At 63.2% G+C, this 15,000-nt stretch carries 24 protein-coding genes; 20 read left to right on the forward strand and 4 right to left on the reverse strand.

Annotated elements, in window-relative coordinates:
• The 10 genes from ENE74_RS16420 to ENE74_RS16460 form a co-directional block, all read left to right on the forward strand.
• A partial coding sequence (locus ENE74_RS16420) for a zincin-like metallopeptidase domain-containing protein (RefSeq protein WP_241242062.1) occupies nt 1-355 on the forward strand: 355 nt, incomplete at its 5' end.
• Complete coding sequence (locus ENE74_RS16425) at nt 352-501, forward strand: hypothetical protein (protein ID WP_206517751.1); 150 nt, start codon at nt 352-354, stop codon at nt 499-501. The genes ENE74_RS16420 and ENE74_RS16425, both read left to right, overlap by 4 nt.
• 152 nt (nt 502-653) lie before the next feature.
• The gene (locus tag ENE74_RS16430; protein WP_127691969.1) at nt 654-1,289 is read left to right on the forward strand and encodes a hypothetical protein; all 636 of its coding nucleotides are present in this window, start codon (nt 654-656) and stop codon (nt 1,287-1,289) included.
• Nucleotides 1,290-1,311: 22 nt separating this feature from the next.
• Nucleotides 1,312-1,839, forward strand: coding sequence for a hypothetical protein (locus tag ENE74_RS16435; protein WP_127691970.1), 528 nt, complete (start codon nt 1,312-1,314; stop codon nt 1,837-1,839).
• The gene (locus ENE74_RS16440) at nt 1,769-2,476 is read left to right on the forward strand and encodes an antitoxin of toxin-antitoxin stability system (RefSeq protein ID WP_478403542.1); all 708 of its coding nucleotides are present in this window, start codon (nt 1,769-1,771) and stop codon (nt 2,474-2,476) included. The genes ENE74_RS16435 and ENE74_RS16440 overlap by 71 nt, the downstream gene beginning before the upstream one ends.
• Before the next feature lie 398 nt (nt 2,477-2,874).
• Nucleotides 2,875-3,039, forward strand: coding sequence for a hypothetical protein (locus ENE74_RS18335; protein ID WP_164847529.1), 165 nt, complete (start codon nt 2,875-2,877; stop codon nt 3,037-3,039).
• 232 nt (nt 3,040-3,271) lie between these two features.
• Nucleotides 3,272-4,231, forward strand: coding sequence for a DUF2493 domain-containing protein (locus tag ENE74_RS16445; protein WP_127692009.1), 960 nt, complete (start codon nt 3,272-3,274; stop codon nt 4,229-4,231).
• Between the two features lie 141 nt (nt 4,232-4,372).
• The gene (locus ENE74_RS16450; RefSeq protein WP_127691971.1) at nt 4,373-4,849 is read left to right on the forward strand and encodes a DUF6878 family protein; all 477 of its coding nucleotides are present in this window, start codon (nt 4,373-4,375) and stop codon (nt 4,847-4,849) included.
• A gap of 10 nt (nt 4,850-4,859) precedes the next feature.
• A complete protein-coding gene (locus ENE74_RS16455) occupies nt 4,860-5,273 on the forward strand; it encodes a DUF6915 family protein (protein WP_127691972.1) in 414 nt (137 codons plus the stop codon).
• Nucleotides 5,274-5,864: 591 nt separating this feature from the next.
• Nucleotides 5,865-6,278, forward strand: a complete 414-nt coding sequence (locus tag ENE74_RS16460; RefSeq protein ID WP_127691973.1) for a single-stranded DNA-binding protein — start codon at nt 5,865-5,867, stop codon at nt 6,276-6,278.
• Nucleotides 6,279-6,409: 131 nt separating this feature from the next.
• On the opposite strand, the gene ENE74_RS16465 is transcribed toward ENE74_RS16460, so the two are convergent.
• Nucleotides 6,410-6,838, reverse strand: a complete 429-nt coding sequence (locus ENE74_RS16465) for a thermonuclease family protein (RefSeq protein WP_127691974.1) — start codon at nt 6,836-6,838, stop codon at nt 6,410-6,412.
• Between the two features lie 339 nt (nt 6,839-7,177).
• Here ENE74_RS16465 and ENE74_RS18680 point away from each other — a divergent pair, with 339 nt between their 5' ends.
• Nucleotides 7,178-7,303 carry a hypothetical protein gene (locus tag ENE74_RS18680; protein ID WP_277601386.1) on the forward strand — a complete coding sequence of 42 codons (126 nt, stop codon included), beginning with the start codon at nt 7,178-7,180 and terminating at the stop codon, nt 7,301-7,303.
• Between the two features lie 43 nt (nt 7,304-7,346).
• On the opposite strand, the gene ENE74_RS16470 is transcribed toward ENE74_RS18680, so the two are convergent.
• Entirely contained in the window at nt 7,347-7,826 is a 480-nt protein-coding gene (locus ENE74_RS16470) for an RES family NAD+ phosphorylase (RefSeq protein ID WP_127691975.1), read from the reverse strand.
• Nucleotides 7,823-8,257, reverse strand: a complete 435-nt coding sequence (locus tag ENE74_RS16475; RefSeq protein ID WP_088184983.1) for an antitoxin Xre-like helix-turn-helix domain-containing protein — start codon at nt 8,255-8,257, stop codon at nt 7,823-7,825. The genes ENE74_RS16470 and ENE74_RS16475 overlap by 4 nt, the downstream gene beginning before the upstream one ends.
• Before the next feature lie 291 nt (nt 8,258-8,548).
• Here ENE74_RS16475 and ENE74_RS18340 point away from each other — a divergent pair, with 291 nt between their 5' ends.
• Both ENE74_RS18340 and ENE74_RS16480 read left to right on the forward strand, forming a co-directional pair.
• Entirely contained in the window at nt 8,549-8,713 is a 165-nt protein-coding gene (locus tag ENE74_RS18340) for a hypothetical protein (RefSeq protein ID WP_164847530.1), read from the forward strand.
• A 49-nt stretch (nt 8,714-8,762) separates the two neighbouring features.
• Nucleotides 8,763-9,296, forward strand: coding sequence for a hypothetical protein (locus ENE74_RS16480; RefSeq protein ID WP_127691976.1), 534 nt, complete (start codon nt 8,763-8,765; stop codon nt 9,294-9,296).
• Nucleotides 9,297-9,405: 109 nt separating this feature from the next.
• On the opposite strand, the gene ENE74_RS16485 is transcribed toward ENE74_RS16480, so the two are convergent.
• Nucleotides 9,406-9,783 (reverse strand): hypothetical protein, encoded by a 378-nt coding sequence (locus ENE74_RS16485; protein ID WP_127691977.1) that lies wholly within the window; start codon nt 9,781-9,783, stop codon nt 9,406-9,408.
• Nucleotides 9,784-10,058: 275 nt separating this feature from the next.
• Here ENE74_RS16485 and ENE74_RS16490 point away from each other — a divergent pair, with 275 nt between their 5' ends.
• The 7 genes from ENE74_RS16490 to ENE74_RS16520 all read left to right on the forward strand — a co-directional run bounded on the left by ENE74_RS16490 (nt 10,059) and on the right by ENE74_RS16520 (nt 14,924).
• On the forward strand, nt 10,059-10,454 hold the full coding sequence (locus tag ENE74_RS16490; protein ID WP_127691978.1) for a DUF3768 domain-containing protein: 396 nt from the start codon (nt 10,059-10,061) through the stop codon (nt 10,452-10,454).
• Nucleotides 10,455-10,508: 54 nt separating this feature from the next.
• Entirely contained in the window at nt 10,509-10,802 is a 294-nt protein-coding gene (locus ENE74_RS16495) for a DUF7673 family protein (protein ID WP_127691979.1), read from the forward strand.
• 274 nt (nt 10,803-11,076) lie between these two features.
• Entirely contained in the window at nt 11,077-11,256 is a 180-nt protein-coding gene (locus ENE74_RS16500) for a hypothetical protein (RefSeq protein ID WP_066532566.1), read from the forward strand.
• A 13-nt stretch (nt 11,257-11,269) separates the two neighbouring features.
• Nucleotides 11,270-12,034, forward strand: a complete 765-nt coding sequence (locus ENE74_RS16505) for a ParA family protein (protein WP_127691980.1) — start codon at nt 11,270-11,272, stop codon at nt 12,032-12,034.
• Complete coding sequence (locus ENE74_RS16510) at nt 12,034-12,969, forward strand: ParB/RepB/Spo0J family partition protein (RefSeq protein ID WP_127692010.1); 936 nt, start codon at nt 12,034-12,036, stop codon at nt 12,967-12,969. Before ENE74_RS16505 ends, ENE74_RS16510 begins: the two co-directional genes overlap by 1 nt.
• Before the next feature lie 274 nt (nt 12,970-13,243).
• A complete protein-coding gene (locus ENE74_RS16515; protein ID WP_127691981.1) occupies nt 13,244-13,795 on the forward strand; it encodes a hypothetical protein in 552 nt (183 codons plus the stop codon).
• The gene (locus tag ENE74_RS16520; protein WP_241242063.1) at nt 13,788-14,924 is read left to right on the forward strand and encodes a relaxase/mobilization nuclease domain-containing protein; all 1,137 of its coding nucleotides are present in this window, start codon (nt 13,788-13,790) and stop codon (nt 14,922-14,924) included. The genes ENE74_RS16515 and ENE74_RS16520 overlap by 8 nt, the downstream gene beginning before the upstream one ends.
• The last annotated feature ends 76 nt before the right edge of the window (nt 14,925-15,000 follow it).

Raw genomic sequence — 15,000 nt, forward strand, 5'->3', positions numbered from 1 at the left:
GCGGGCCTCTCCGGTCGTTCTCGCCGCCCACCCCCGCCTCGGGGGACCCATGGGGTTTTGGGCAGTGCTGGAGGCACCGATGGTTTTTACCTTCCAACCGCCACTTTTAGCTGGACTGTCAGGATATGTCGCGGAGATGACATCCGCCCTGCTCGGTGCGGATCTTGGCCTCCCCACCACCCATATTGACGATCACGCGGCGTATATCGGCTCGTGGCTTGCGGTGCTCCGCGAGGATTCCCGTGCGATCATGACGGCTGCGGCAAAAGCCGAATCTGCTGCGGGCTATCTGCTCCGCGCGACCGGCCTCGCCGCCTCGGAGACAGCCGAGGAAAAGATCCGTGCCGCGGCATGATCGCGCGCGGCTCCCGTTCCGACCTCGCCGCCTACCGGCGGATCGTCATGGAGTTCAGTGGCGGCAAGGACAGCCTCGCCACGCTCCTGATGCTCCTCGACCTCGGCGTCCCCCAGAACTCCATCGACCTGCCGGTGCGCTGGTGAAGCCTTGCCCTCAAGATCGACGTCCTCGCAGGTGCGATCCGCAACTAGGCCGGTTTCACGACGGAGCACCCTGATCAACCCCGCATCGCCGTCAGAGGAGAGGGAGCCTTCGGCCTATTGAGCGCACCATAGCGCTCGAAAAGGAGGTCTTTGTGCACTTTGACACGCTCTATCGCCATAATCAGGCGCTATGCCCTTCAGGCTTGGAAACCCTGCCGGCGGCTTTCCACGCACTCAACGCAGCGATCGATGACTGCCAGCGATCGGGAAAGGCGCTCGCAAGCGACGCCGCCGTCCTGCTCCTCATTCGGAACCTGGCCGATATCGCCGACCGTGATGCTCCGAGCCTGACCGATCTTCGGCGCCGCTGCCGCGAAGATCGCTTAGCGGTCATCGCAGCGCCAGCCCTGCTCGATATTGCGGGAAACGATATCACCACCGATATGCCGGCCAAGCGCACGTTCCATTACCAGGCACGCCGCGCGCTTGCCCGGCTGCTCGCAGCGATCGGCCTCGATCCGGATGATGCCCGGATCAACACCGTGATCCACTCAGATCTGGATGAAGGCATGACTGAGGCGCGCCATGTCGACATTGCCATCCGCGTCGTACCGCGCGGTCTGGTTCCGGGACTTGAGCTCTCCTTCCACCGCTGCCGTGACGGCCAGGACTCTGGCAGGGTCCACCGTGCTCCTATCGCCGAATTGCTGGACGCTCCGGCGTTCGCGCGTCGGCTTGCCGCCACCATCGGTGATGTAGGCGCGATCCGCCTCGCCGCCGCTGCCTGACCCCCAGAGACAGGAGATCAGCATGGCTGATTACTATTCCCAGTGCGTCGTGTCGCCGATGCTTCCTTTGGGCGACCTAACGGCCGCCGAGCGGTTGATCCTGTGCAATGTCTTCGAGTCCGAAACCGAAAACGACGAACTTTACCTGTTCGCCGAGATCGGCCGGAATTCCATGATCGACCTCGAACTGCCCGATATCGTGGCGGCACTCCCCACCAGCACCGAGAGGTCAGTCGCAGCTGATCTGCTGTTAGGTGCCATAGCCAGGTTGCCTGACGATCAAACGGTGGCGGGGATCGATCTTGACGATCGCTGGATCGACATCCTGCAGGAGATCGTGCGCCGCTCACCAACGCTGACATTCATCGCGATTGAGACAGGGTTCAACTGCTCCAAGATGCGCCCGGACGGCTTCGGTGGGTCTGCGCTCGTGATTACGGCAGACTCTATCGATGCGATGTCGACCTCCCAGTTCATCGATGAAGCGCTGGCCCTGCGGCTCGGCACCGCGACCAAACTTTCGAGCAAAGCGGGAGGGACTGATGCCTGAGATTATCAGCACCACCGTTTATCGGCTGAGCGAATTGTCCGGCGCGGCTGCCGAACACGCTCGCGATTGGTATCGGCGCTCGGCGCCCGATGACGGGTGGCAGGAGTTCGCTTTTGACGATTTCGCACAGATTTGCGCGATCCTCGGCGTCGATCTCGCAACCCACCCTGTTCGGCTCTTTGGCGGGGGAACCCGTCAGGAGCCCCGCATCTGGTATTCCGGCTTCTGCAGCCAAGGCGATGGAGCCTGCTTCGAAGGTCGCTATCACTATGCGTCCGGCGCTTCGCGCGCGATCCGGACACATGCCCCGCAGGACGCCGAGCTTCATCGGATCGCCGATGGGCTGGCAGCGATCCAGCGGCGCAATTTCTATCAGCTCACCGCCGGCATCCGCCACGAGGGCCGCTACTATCACAAATATACAATGGCGATTGCTGTCGAGCGGGAAAGTGCCACGATGCAGATCATGACCTTGGGTGCCGAGGATGTGGTCATCGAACTGCTCCGTGATCTTGCGCGCTGGCTCTACCGACAGCTCGAGCAGGAATATTGGTATCAGCTCTCGGATGCCGTCGTCGATGAGGCCATCCTGGCCAATGAATATAGCTTTACCGAGGATGGCGCCTGTTTCCCCTGATTGGAACAGGCTCTCCAATGATCGCCTGTCGATGGAGCGGTGCCCGTGCTCATCATCCGCAGCCTGCTGGCAGACTGACCCGACCCTATCGTCACGGAGTTCATCATGGCCGATCGCGTAGCCGTCGCGATCCGCATCGGCGGAGCGCTGTCCCCTGTCCTCCCTCCTGCATTTTGCGCGGCGATCGAAAGCGACGGCGCATGCATCGACTGGGAGGGGACACCGTTCGATTCCAACGTCCTTGACCAGGGCACCTTCCTTTATCTGGCCGACCTTGACGGTGCCTGGGTCAATTCGAGGCAATCGAGCGTTTCTGTGTCGATCATCATCTCCTGTTTGCCCGCTGGGCAGGCGGCTCGCCGGGTAGATTCGGCCCCAAGCGGGTCGTCTTCGATGGGATGCGCGTTCGCAGCTTTGCCGCATCGGATGACGACGAGTTCCTGATCTCGGCGGAAACGGTGCGCGGCCTCGGCAGCTTTGCGGCGGTGATGGCGCATTTCGCGGCAGCGGAGTTAGAGATACCCCCTTTGCGGATGGAGGGCAGCTACCAGGATCATAGCTAGAGCCAGTCCGTGCCAACACCTCGCCGCCAGAGGATGCCGCATATGGGCGCCCGCGAGGCGCTGGCAACCCGCGAACGGCGGGCCGAGTTGCCGTGTGCCACGGCTGCCCGCACCACCCCTTGTTCGCGGGTTTCCCTCGGCTGCGCCTCGGTGCCAGCGCCTCTTTTGCGCGCGCCCAGAGGATGGGCATCCGGCGGAGAGGCCGCCGGCACAGACAGAAAGGCTCGCTATCATGTCTACATCGCTTGCAGCCGCACTCGCGGCACTGGAGCTAGGGCACCTCGAACCTCGCGCCGAAGACTTGAGCGGCATGGCACCGCCGCCGACTGAGGCCCTGGAGCAAACCGTCACCGCCATCTGGAGCGATCTCTTCACGACGATGGGCAACACGTCGCTGGAACGCGACATCGAAGATCTGGGCTGGGGCCTAGTAAACCTCTTCCACCGGGCCGCCGCCAAGAAACACGGCCTGGTCGATCGACTGACCGACGACATCCGGCTCTTGCTCGCCGAACAGGATGGCTCCGAAATCAGCACGGCCAATCTGGAAGAGAAGATTGATCTCGCCAAGAAGGTGGAGGAATCCGCTGGCTCCTTCGAGGTCATGCGCGACATCGCGGCCGCGCACTATATTCGCGAGACTGGGAGGTCCTGGGTGCCATCATCCGGCAATCGGATATCGCTCGGTGTCACCGCCGGGATCGTCGATGGACATGCCTTCCTGCGCGCGCGCCGCGAGCGGGCGCAGAACGCCAATATGGCGCAGGGCACGCCGGTCGTGTTTGCCGGTGGCCGGCTGACCTTCGCGAACGACGAGGATATGAAGACCTTCGCCGACAACCTCCTCGCCACGCTCAACAAGGTGCGTGCCCATGTTGGTGACATGTATCTGGTCCATGGCGGCGATATGAAGGGTATCGAACGGCTTGCAGCTTCCTGGGCCGATCAGAACGGGATCCAGCAGGTGCGCTTCGGCCTCGATCGCAAGCTGGGTGACCGCGCGGGCTTTCGCCGAAACGAGCAGATGCTCTCGCTCAAGCCGCGGTTCGTCATCGCTTTCCAGGGTAATGGTGTCATCGAACGCCTCGTTATCGAGGCAAAATCGCGGAACATCCGGATCGTCGATCGCCGTGGTCCGCTGGGAGCGGCTCCGGCATCGCTGGACCCGGCTCGCAGGCAGCGAGCGCGCTGATCGGTAGCGGGCACCGCTTTGCGGTGCCCGTCTCCGCTGTACGGCACGAAGCACCAGTCAGAGAGAGGAAAGGTGGCGATGGGGTTGGTGGCCTTCGGATGATCGGAGGCCTGTCATCCAACATTATGAGGGAGATTTTTCATGGCTCACCCCGATGCGACCCCGCTTGCGCCCATAGACTGGAACATCGTCATGGCGCGACATGCCGCTTTCGAAGCCAAAAGCGCGTCGCTCGTCGCTGTGAACAAGGCTTGCCTGTTCGAGGTGCTTGCAGCTGCGGGAATATCCAGTGTGCTGGTCCAGTTCGATGGCGGCGGCGATTCCGGGCAGATCGAAAGTGTCGAGGCCTTTGCTGGTGACGCGCCCGCCGATCTGCCGGGCGTGGACGTGGCCATGATCATCCCCCTTGCCGACGGTATGGATACCAGGTCCGAAACAACACCGATCGCCGATGCGATCGAGAGCCTGGCCTTCGATCTGCTGACGGCTACCCATGCGGGGTGGGAAAATAATGACGGTGCCTATGGCGAGTTCCGGTTCGACGTCGCCGCCGGGACGATCAGCCTCGACCACAATGATCGCTACGTCGCGGTCGAATCCTACGAACATCAGTGGTGAGGAGGGCGAGATGGGACATTGCTATCACCACGCGCTTTCGTCGGTCCGTAAATGGGGCGGCTCGCCGGAAGACTATCTGCCGCTCCACCAGTGGTTCGACGAATCCAAGGCGATCACCGCCGATTATCGGCACCGGGCGCTGCGCCATCATGCCGAGGGCGTCTTCATGCTGGAGCGCTTCTTTGGCGCGACGATCACCGTGTCCTCGGGCCGGGTCGTACCCGTCCGTCTGGTCGGCGAGCAGCATGTGCTCGAGGATCTCGGCTTCATCCCGAGCTTTGCCGACTGGGTCCGGTGCATCCAGCCCAAGCCCTGGATGGGGCGCGCCCAGCCTATACATAAGCTGGTCGATCCTTTTGCGGCACCGGCGGTCAACATGGCCGACCCGGCTTCAGCGGAGACGCGCGGGTCTTCGGTACCCTGATTGTCCTTGCGCGTTCACTGCATGGCGATCGCAGGATGAAGGCCTCCCGGTATGCTCGGCGTCGCAGGCTTGAGGTTTTCCGGAGCGCGCGCGCGTACGGCACGGGCCTGAACCATCACCTTCATGCATCAAGCCGTATACTGGTCAGGTCTTGCCGCCGTGCCTTGGACAGGCAGGAGCCATCCGGTGTCCTCGACGCGGTGATCGTCAGGCTTGTGACGTGACCTGCGGATGCGTCTGGACAGTGACGCAAAAGGCAGAGGCGATCATGGCACCGCCGCGGGAACGGTGGGGCGGCCAGGGACATTGGCTGGAAGAGCGGTGTGTTCTGCACGGTTTCCTGGAGTCTCGTGTCAGCACGAAGAGATAATCCCTCCTTTTGATCTGACCCCTAAGTCGGCCGTCCGCCGCCTCCAACCCGCGAACCTTCGGGCCGAGTTGCCGTGTACCACGGCTGCCCGCACCACCCCTTGTCTCGGGGTTTCCCCTCCGGCGCTTGCGCGCCTCTCGGTGGAGGCACCGTCCTGGCCGCCTTTTTCGGGGATCAGTCGAAGGGATCATCCTTCGGCCGACAGATAAGGAAACCTCGACATGCAGAACATCGTCATCCTCGCCGGCCACGTCGGCGCCACCCCGGAAGCCCGCACCACGCAGGGCGGCACCAAAATCACCCACTTCAGCCTTGCGACCTCGCGGCCCAAGCGTGACAGCGACGGCAAGGTCATCAAGGATCGCGACGGCTACCGCGTCGAGGACACCGAATGGCACCGGATCACCTGCTTCAACGGGGTCGGCAAGACGGTGGAGGACTATGTCACCAAGGGCATGAAGGTGATGGTCCGCGGCCGGATCCACTATACGAGCTGGACTGATCAGGACGACATCAAGCGTTACGGCACCGAGATCATCGCCGACGAGGTGACCTTCCTCACCCGCGCCAAGGCTGCGAGCGGCGACCAGGGCGGCAATGACAGCTCGGTCGATGACGACGAAATTCCCTTCTGAGGCCGGCGAAGGCCCGGCGGCTCATGCCGCCGGGCCTTTTTGCTGTTTTCCGCAGCACGCTTCGAGATCGAGGAAAGATTAGGAAATGGATCTGGAAGATCGCGGCTAGGATATTGCTCTTCCGCGTCCTCTCAGCGGCAGTGGCCCGCCGCATAGCGGCGCCATCGCAGCACCGTGCCGGTCGCAATCATGGCGCAGCTGATGTCGCCGATCGCTGGCGCGGCGCACCAGGCACCGGTGCGATCTCCTTTCGCATTACCAGTCGATCGGCATTGGAGTGTCGGACCTTTGACAAGGATATGGCCTGTGGCGCTGCGCCCCTTCGCGCCGCCCAGCAACCGCACCAGCGTGTCGCGCGCGACAATCCCGCTGGCGCGCGGGCAGGGGTGTCCCGTGCGGCACGAGCCATCGATCTCTCGCGCCGCTATCCCAGCGAGCCGGATCCGTGGTCCCTCGCGGCACCAGATCGGGCCATCGCCGTCCCAGACCCTGACGGGTGTGCAAGCGAACAACTGGCCGTTGGGCACGACCGCGACGGCAAGCAGAAATACAGCGAGCATCAGCGCTCAATCCGAAACGTGGCGGGCGTCATCCTTCAGGGAAGAGCGGCAACGTATCCGACCTCGCAGCGGGCTCGTCAGCGAGGATATCGTAGCAGCGCAAACGCACTGCCAGGTGTCGCGCCAACTCCGCCGTTGCACGGCGTCGTGCAACGGTATCGCCACACCCAATATCGGTGACGAGGGCCGGTTCGGCCGTTGCGAGCGACACCTCGAGATGGAGGGCCAGGCTATCTTCATCGACTCGGAGCATGGCCACAGAATAGAACAAAGAACGAACATCTATCAAGTGTCGATATCCAGTGAGTCACCCATATAGGGGCCTGGGTAACGCCGAGCATGATTGTCTGGACATCACACGGCGTCCCCAACAGCGTGCTGATCGCCAAGCCCTTCGCGATCGGCCAGATCGTCACGGTGGTTCCGCAGTTGCTTAACCCCGTCGGACGAGCTGTCGGCGAATAGGGCAATTTGGAAGGTCTAATCCAAATATGCCGGTCAGGCAGGATCAGCCGTAGAGCCGGTCATCCCACCAGATTGGTTCGGGCAGATCGAAGCTGATTGCTTGCGCGTCGGGATGTGCGGGATTGATCAGGATGTTGCGTTCCACCCGCGCCGGGATCGAAGGCACCAGCAACAGCGCCGAGCGTTGCGCGGTGAACCAGGACTCGCCAAAGGCCTTGCAGATGTCTTCGCGCTTGCAGTCCCACCCGGAGAATTTCGCGGTCGGGAAGACTTCGTAGCTGACGCCGTTGGGGATGGTGATGCGGATATAATGCTGGTTGGGCGGCATCACCGTGTTCGCGTGGACGAGCTTTTCCAGCATCGCCGTCGAATAATGTTCTGACGTGTAGATGATCGGGCTGGCCGCGGTGTTCCACCGTCCCGGATAGAGCCGAGCGCCCTCGCTGTCATAGATCGGATGCGCGCCATCGGGATCGCCGATCCGAAAGCAGGTCAGCACGCGGTCGGTGATCTGGGCGCTCACGCCCCGCCGCCATAGGCCGCCCGTCCCAGCAGGTTGATGACGACATCGGCTCCCGGACCCGTCGCCAGCGCCACGTCGAGCGGCGGCTTGTTGTCGAGCATGGGGTGCGCGCGGCCGAGAAAATCGCGGACCTTGGCAGGATCCTTATAGATATCGAGCGCGAAGCTGAACACCTTGGCGATCCGCGCCAGCTTGTCGCCTTCCTCGCTGGTCAGGCGCTTGGATGCCGACTTCTTGCGGCGATCAAGCGTCGCCTTGGAAATCAGGCGGAACTTGAAGCGGCTGTCGCCCGGCGCGACGGTATCGGCGAGATGGTCGAGCGCGCCGACCGGCAGCCCTTCGAGAATCGAATAGCTCAGCCCCAGGCGCGTGTCGCCCTTCCGGGGCGCAACGCCAAGCAGGGTCTCGATCGTCACGGGCTGGCTCGCCATCTGCTGCTCCTGTCTCATCTGATGCAGATATATGTCTCACATGAGGAAGACACAAGCAACCGGTGATATCCGTCCGGTGGGGCCATGACCTCTTCCGGCCGACAGCTTCACCCCGCTCTTTGAGGCGCAATCCTTGGTCCGGCGTGCGGCCTAATGCGATCAACCCGTAAAGGGTCCGGTCGCTTCGCTACGGCTTTTGGCCTGCGGCAAAAAGTGATCGCGGCCACCCACCGAACACTTCGGGCGCCAGTCGAGCGGGGATGAACCCGCCGGCTTTCAAGGAGCCTCGACATGTTCACCGACATCAAGATCGCCCGCCTGAATGCGCTCGGCCTCTCCAGGACCCTCATGATCGCCACGATGGTCATCGGTATCGGCAACCACTTCGCCGTCATCACCGCCGACGAATTCGACGGCGACGTGGTCGTCATCAACGAATATGATCCGTTCAGCTGAAACCTTCTGGCGGGGGCCTCCGCCCCCGCCCATATTGTGCGAGTGCCGATTGGACGATCTTACCGAGGAAGCGAACCCGCACTTCATTCACTCGACCCTGCGGGAGCGCATCGTCGAGCATGTCTTTGTCGGTGCAGCGCTGCGTCGGCTCTGGCAACTGGGTGTGACAGACGTTGAGGTGCTACGCTCTGAATTCGACGCAGGCGGCTATGATCTGGTCATGGCCCGCGGTCGCGTAACACGCCATATCCAGTTCAAGACCAAAATCGTCGGCGGCAAGACCGATGAGGTCAAGATCAGCCTCAAGCTGATGGGCAAGCCGAGCGGATGCGTCCTCTGGATCGTGGTGACGCCGGATCTCCTCTTCGATCATTATCTGTGGTTCGGAGCAGCACCGGGCGAGCCCCTGTCGGACATCAGTGCGTTCGCCGTCGCAAAACATAGCAAGGGGACAGCAGAAGGGGAGAAGAATGAGCGGCCTAACCATCGCAAGGTCCGGATAACCAGGTTCGAAAAGGTCGCCACTTTGGACGAGATATTGCTTCGTCTGTTCGGTGATCTCGCTGATTCCAAAGATGCCTGAGCGGTCAGGGCGGCTCCGGCTGCGCCGGACCGGGCTCTAGGCGAAACGCCCCGAGCCCCGTGCCGGGTCTCGGCCCATGCGGGTGACGATCCCTGCCGTGGGCAGGCCGTCAACAGCGCCCTGGAGTGGGCAGGCCTGCGGCATTGGCGACAGGGGCTGGTCTACCAAGGGCGAGATGCGCTGGCGGGCATAGGTTAAGGCCATCGCGGAGCGCCGCGTCATCGAGCAGGATGCGCCACGGTCCATCATAGCGCCGGGCCGCAAGATAGAAGGTCGCGCCATCGCAGGCGACCATTCGGCATCGCTCCTGCCGATCGATCAACGAGGCATTCCCGCCATAGCGAGCCACAAGCTCGACCAGATCGGCGCGCATCAGGGCGCCGCAGCGGCGGCACTGGGTGCGAACCTGGATCTGCAGCCGCTGCATCGCGCCGACGCTCGATGTCCAGCGTGGCCAAAGGGTAATGATCCGGGCGGTGTCTGTCATGATCGAAAGGATAGCGAAGACCTTGGTCGCGCGTCCAGCAGCACGTCCGAAAAGTCGGCCATGACGTTCCAAATATCCTTTCACCACCGCACCGACGGTCCCTTCCTGGCTTGGCGTCCTCGCCGCGGCACTTGCCAGCGCAAGCCCGGTACCGGGCTTCTCCACATCCGTTGCGACCCTGTCGGGTGCGCGGGCGCGCTATGCCCCGGCGGTCCGGTCGCCTGTCGGAAGGCCCCGATCGGCGGGGTCTGACACAGCTTGGAAAGTCAAACGTCATGGCCGACCCCCAGAATGACAAAGTTCTATCCGCAGACCAGCGCATCGCGACCATCGCGCGGCTCAATGATGCCCTGCGCCAGTCCATCCATAACCCGGGCGTCAACCAGGTGGTCATGACCGCCGGGGTCGCCGACCTGATCGGCGATATCAGCCTGTTTCGCGGGTTCCAGCGCCGCGCTGAACTGCTGCGCACGGTGTGCGACTATGACGCCTTTGGTCCCGACGTCGATCCGCATGGGGAGCGTGATTTCGGTCGCTTCGAGTTCGCGGGCGAAGTCCTGTACTGGAAGATCGACTATTATGATCGGGCACTGACCCACGGATCGCCCGATCCAACAGACCCAAACATCACCACCCGCGTGCTGACACTGCTTCTCACCCACGAATATTGAGCTATCATGGCCCCGACCCTGTCGGGGCCACCCTTTTACTGAAAGGATTCGCAGATGAGCGAGCCTGTCATCCAAGCCCTCGACCGGCTTTTCGACCTCGCCGCGTCCGATACCGGGCAAGCGCGCCGCGCCGCCAACTTCCTGCTCGCCTGGTGGAATGCGCAGGACAATGGCGGGTTCGATCTCGCTGACCTGTTCGGCGTCGACCATGCGGTCGCCGCCGACATGGCCGTCGTGTTCGTCTATCTGGGCGGTCATCACGGCGCGATCTACCCCGACCAACTCGGTTACGAGGACAAAATCGTGGCGCTGGTCCACCAGTGGCGTCTTCACGAGACCGCTGACTGACGTACCCGTTCGCAGCGCTGATCGCTTCGCGCCCGCCTTGCTGGCGCCGCTGGGTTGACGAAACTTCCCACGCTCAATGTCGAGTCCAGCCATCCCCCTGATCGGGGGGATGGCCGAAAAGTCTGCTTGAGCAGACTGTCGGCGGTGCCGCCTGACGTCCATTGGACCTTGCTCTCCGGCACGAGAGGGGAGGCTGCGCGGCTTGAGGGGCCGCGTCTTGCAGCGCGGTGCGGGGACAAATCGGTGTCCCTGGAACATGCCAAGGAGACCCGTCGTGGCCGACTATTTTTCCCGCCATCCCGACCATGCGTTCGTATTCGCATTCGTCTGCTTCGCGATCACCGTTTACCTGTTTCGCTATGTCGGCCCGGGCATCGGCGGCGGTGGCGATTGGTCGTCGCGCGACCATTATGAGCGCAATCTGCGCGATGGTCCCCACGATTATGAATCGTGAAGGCGCTGTGCCCATGAAGACGATCGTCGTCAGCCTGCTCAAGGGCGGGGTCGGCAAGACCTTTCTCGCCACGCATCTCGCCTGGTATCTGGCTGAACCAAGCGGCAATCGCGTCGCCTTTCTCGACCTTGATCCGCAGGGCAGTTCCACACGCCGGCTTGCCAGCGAGCGAACCGGGTGGTTTTCGGCGGACCTGTTCGATCCCGAGGCGCGGCTCGAGCTTACCGATGCGCCCGGCATCACGGTCTTCGCTGCCGATCCGCGCCTGCAGATGGTCAAGGCGGCCGCGGATGTCCGCGATTTCCTTGGCCGGTTCCCTGCGCTTGGTGCCCATTTCGACCATGTTGTCATCGACACCGGACCCAAATGGGACGAGCTGACCTTGAGTGCGATGGCGGTAGCCGACGCAGTGATCGCGCCGGTTCAGGTCGCCGAGGATTCGATCGAATGCGCCAAGATGCTACTTACCGCGCTCAAAAAGGCGGAGGGCGCGCGAGGCGGGCGCAAGGTTGATTTTCTCGGGCTGTTGCCCTCTATGGTCAATCCTTTCGACCGACGCGAAATGGACAATGCGGTCAAGCTCGCCCGCGCGGTTGGCGAGAAACTGATGTTTCCTGCCTTCATCAAGGCGCGGCCGACCTACAAGCATTCGGCCGAACAGCATCATCCGGTCTGGCGCGAAACCGGCAGCGGCGCAAAGGCGGCTGCGGACGAAATCCGGCCGATCCTGGCGGAGATCGTTCGCCGGATGGACGTTCGCCCTCTGAGTGCGGCGTGATGGGCAAGTTCGATCAGCGCGCCGAAGAGTTCGGACTGCTTGTCGGTCTACACGACAGCGCTCGGCGCGTCGAGGATCTGCCGCTCGACTGGATCATGGCCGATCCCGAAAATCCGCGGCGCGTGTTCGACGAGACGGAACTCAAGGATCTTGCTGCCTCGATCGCCGCGCGCGGCGTCCTGCAGCCGATCATCGTCGCCCCGAAAAATGGTGACGGCCTTCACGTCATTCGCGTCGGTGAGCGGCGCTTTCGGGCATCGCGCCTTGCCGGGCGCGAGACCATCCCGGCGATCGTGATAGCGGTGGTGAACCGCGCCGACACGCTCGCCGATCAGATCGTCGAGAATGACCAGCGCGCGGGTCTGACCCCCCATGATCTGGCGACCGGGATCGAACGGATGCTGGGTGCCGGCGTCACCCAGGCGGAGATCGCCCGCGCGCTCGGCCGCTCGAAGCAGTTCGTATCGCTCTATGCCGCCTGTGCCGACATGGCGCCCTGGCTGCGTGCCGCGATCGACCAGATGCCGATCCGGTTGCTCTACGACCTGCACCGGGCTGCCCGCGTTCATGGCGACGCGGTGCGCGCCTATGTCGGGGGGCTTGGCGATGAGAGCGTGACCCTGGCTGAAGGCGGCCGGTTTATCGCGGGACTCAAGGCATCCGAGACTCTGCCCGACGCCGGTTTGCGCAACGTGCCCGCGTTCTCGAACGCGCAGGGCACCGAGCGCGCTGCACCGAGCCGACCAGTTCGTGCCGGTGTCGGCCTGCGTTCGATGTTCGGCACGGAGTTTTCTTCGCAGCCCCAGCCCCTTGATGCGGTTCGGGTGACGGTGGACGGACGGACAGGACGTCTGGTCCTGCCCGAGCGGGTCCGGGTGATGTTCGACGACGGCGAGGAGATCGAGGCGTCCGTTGCGGACATTGCCGTGGGGTAGGCCATCGGAAGGGCAGGGCTTGCACCCACTCACCCCCTTACTCCGCGTAGAAACGATCGAGCTTTTCAGATAATTTTGACAGCCGCGCCCCTTCTTCAGGGGTGCGGCTGTCTTCATTTTTCCAGGACAGAGGGGATTGTTTCGTTCGGGCATTCTTCTTTCTGGAGATGCCAGGTCAGGTTGGAACGCTTGGCGTGAAGAGGGCCGGAGTCTGTTCAAGCAGACTATCAGATGAGTGGTGTTAGGTGAGGGCCGGATAGGCTTGGCGCCGTCAATGTATGACAATAGTCTTGCGGACATGGCCGTCTTCAACGTCCGTCTGCCCGATGATCTCGCGGCGCGCTTCGATGCTAAGGCGACTGCGGCCGGCGGTCGCTCAGCGCTCCTGCGCAAGCTGATCGACGGTGCGCTTGAAGACGCCGGGGCCGCGACGGCACCGCCTCGGACGCGCACGACTGACCGGCTGCACCTTCGGCTCCTGCGCGAGGATATTGTCCAGCTCGATGCGGCGGCTGATGCGCGTGGCCTCAAACGGACCGAGTGGTTGGTGATGCTGTTGCGCCGACGGTTGCACGCGACGTCGCCGCCGCCGCGCGCAGACCGGGTGGTGATCGCGCAGTCCTGGCGCGAGCTCAACCGGATCGGCATCAATCTCAACCAGGCGGTCCATGCCCTGCATGCCGCAACCATGGTGGACTCGCGTCTCGACCTGGCGCGCGAGGCCGCGCGGGTCGCTTCCTTCCGGGATGAGGTGGCCGATCAGTTGCGCGTGCTTGGCCGCGCTCTCAAGGGTGACATGGCCTATTGGGATACGGCTGATGAATGAGGATGACGACGGCGTCCTGCCGCTTCCCAGCCTGATGGAAGCCTGGCGACCGCCGACCGGAGGCAAGCGCAGCCTGCGCGGGGGGACACTACGGATCCGTTCGGGCGGCAAGGGCAGGGGCGGGAGCAATGCTGCGCCGGTGCTGTCGCCTGCCGAGGCGCGGGCCAAGCTCGAGCGGATCGTGCGCAAGGCCCCTGAGGTCATGGTCAAGATCTCCGGTAAGCAGCGTGGCGCCAGGCATCTTGCCGAGCATTTCGGCTATATCTCGCGGCACGGGAAGCTCGAAGTCCGCAGCAGCGAGGGCGAGATCATCACCGATGAAAAGCGGTTGAAGGCGATTGCCGCCGACTGGGACATGCTCGATGAGGCGATGAATCATCATGGCAAGGACCGGCCGACCTCGATGTCGATGGTCTTGTCGATGCCCGGCGGTACGACCGATGCCGCGACTATCCATGATGCCGTCCAGGCGTTCGCGCGCGTCGAGTTCGAAGGGCAATTCAGCTATATGGTGGCGCTCCACACCGACACCGCTCACCCCCATGTTCATCTGACCGTTGCGACCCAGGGTGCCGATGGGACTCGGTTTAATCCGCGCAAGGCCGACCTCCATCATTGGCGTGAGAGCTTCGCCCATGAATTGCGCCAGCGCGGCATTTCCGCCGAAGCGACGCCGCGCCGCGCGCGCGGCCATGTGCAGAAGCGGGTGCGTTCGCCGGCGCACCATCTGGAGGCCCGGACAGCGGGGCAGGGGAGGGAGTTGGAACTCAATCGGCTGATCGAAGAGCGCGCGCAGGAGTTTGCACGATCACAGAATCCGGAGCGTCGGGTGGAGGATGTGTTGGCGCTGGGCCGACAGAAGCAGATCCGGGGGGCCTACGCAGATGCCGCGTCCGCGCTGGCGGCGACCGGGAAGGCCGAGGATCGCGCGCTGGCCAAGGATATCGCCGTGTTTGTGGCCGATATGCCGGCGGCGGTGTCGCGGCGATTGGAGCGGGCGCGGGAGATCATGATCGCCGATCGGGCGGAGGGTTCGGTGGGCAGTCGTTCTCGCGAAGCCGATGGAGATGTTGGTGAAGGCCAAACGCCGATGCCGATTGAACGAAAGCCTCGGGACCGCGATCGTTAGAAAGTGACTTTAGTAAAGGCATTGCCGCTCGTGATGCGGTGAAACGCTATGCGCGCCGCAGTGAGCTCGCTAAGTC

The organism is Sphingobium algorifonticola (assembly GCF_004005485.1).
In the GTDB taxonomy this organism is placed as follows: domain Bacteria; phylum Pseudomonadota; class Alphaproteobacteria; order Sphingomonadales; family Sphingomonadaceae; genus Sphingobium; species Sphingobium algorifonticola.